This is a genomic window from Actinomyces sp. oral taxon 849 str. F0330 (assembly GCF_000239715.1).
GTDB classification, from domain to species: Bacteria; Actinomycetota; Actinomycetes; order Actinomycetales; family Actinomycetaceae; genus Actinomyces; species Actinomyces johnsonii.
On record NZ_JH470349.1, the window covers coordinates 157,645 to 158,766 of the forward strand.

The following is a 1,122-nucleotide window of genomic DNA, read 5'->3' on the forward strand; positions in this document are numbered from 1 at the left end:
CGCCGCCGGCGTCGGCGCGTGCTCCGACGTCGGCGGCGGCGGCCTCCTCGCGCGGCACGCTCACTTGCCGACGGCCTCGGTCCAGGTATTCAGCCACTCCTCGCGGTGGGCGGTGATCTCCTTGGGATCCACGCTCACTGGAGCGCTCGACAGCGGGCCGAACTTCGTGAGGGCCTCGGGCAGGGCGGCGTCGGACAAGACCGGGTACATGTACATCTGGCCGGGGATGTCCTCCTGGACGGCCTTGGAGAGCATCCACTTCACGAAGGCCTTGCCGCCCTCGGGGTTGGCGGCGCCCTTGAGGACCCCGGCGTACTCGACTTGGCGGAAGGCCGTGTCCAGCAGGGCGGAGGTGGAGCTGGAGGCGCCGTCGTCGGAGACTGTGAAGGAGGGCGAGGAGGCGTAAGAGACGACCACGGGGTAGGTGCCCTTGCCCCCGGCGGAGAAGTCGGTCTCGTAGGCGGTAGTCCAGTCCTCGGCGATGCGGACGTCGCACGCGACGAGCTGCTTCCAGTAGTCGGAGAAGCCTCCGGCGCCGAAGTGGCCGATGGTGGCCAGCAGCCAGGCCATGCCGGGCGAGGAGTTGGTGGGGTTGATGGCCACGAGCAGGCCCTTGTACTCGGGCTTGGCCAGATCCTCGAAGGTGGCCGGGGGTGTGAGACCCTTGCCGGCGAAGTAGCCGGTGTCGATGTTGAGGCAGACGTCGCTGACGTCAATGGGCGCGAGGGCCGGGGTGTTGGCGATGACGTAGCCCTCGGCGCCCTTGGGCAGGGTGACGGTGGCGGAGGTGTCGATGACGCCCTGGTCCAGGGCGCGGGTGGCGTAGGTGTTGTCGATGCCGAAGACGGCGTCGCCCTGGGGCGCGTCCTTGGCCAGGACGAGCTTGTTGACCAGCGCGCCAGCGTCCCCGAAGGTGGCGAACTTGAGGGTGTAGCCGGTCTCGGAAGTGAAGGCCTTGACGAGGTCCTCCGAGACGTGGAAGGAGTCGTGGGTGAGGACGGTGACGGTCTTGGAGTCGGTCTTCTTGCTCTTGCCGCAGGCTGCCAGGCTCAGGCCGATGGCGCCGGCGGCGGTTCCCGTGAGCAGGGCGCGGCGGCTGAGGGCCGGGCGGGTGCGGCCGGG

1 protein-coding gene is annotated in these 1,122 nt (G+C 69.4%); it reads right to left on the reverse strand.

Annotation, left to right across the window (positions count from 1 at the left end; translation table 11 throughout):
* Positions 1–60 precede the first annotated feature (60 nt).
* The coding region (locus HMPREF0975_RS02740; RefSeq protein WP_009232597.1) for a thiamine ABC transporter substrate-binding protein at positions 61–1,122 on the reverse strand (1,062 nt) is incomplete at its 5' end.